This window comes from Pseudomonas entomophila, from assembly GCF_013523125.1.
Lineage (GTDB): Bacteria > Pseudomonadota > Gammaproteobacteria > Pseudomonadales > Pseudomonadaceae > Aquipseudomonas > Aquipseudomonas entomophila_B.
Map to the genome: position 1 here is coordinate 1 of NZ_JAAMQJ010000131.1, position 251 is coordinate 251.

1 pseudogene is annotated in these 251 nt (G+C 56.2%); it reads right to left on the reverse strand.

The window, feature by feature from the left end:
* Window positions 1-89: 89 nt before the first annotated feature.
* Window positions 90-251: pseudogene (locus tag G7007_RS21960) on the reverse strand (IS30 family transposase); the annotation flags it as partial.

Here is a 251-nt window from a genome sequence, read left to right on the forward strand (position 1 = left end):
CCGACCTCGTCAGACATTGGGCTGGAAATTCCCTGTTGAAGTGTTGACGGATCATCTGCAACTGCTGGCAACCAATCGGCTCAACATTATCAACTGACTGTTGCACTTGGAACCTGAGGCCGCCATGTCTGACGAGGTCGGGTGTTGAGCAAGTCGGCAATCTCGTCCAGCCGCTCCTGGCTAACCAGCGACAAATCGGTGCCCTTGGGTAAGTACTGCCGGAGCAGGCCGTTCGTGTTCTCGTTGCTGCC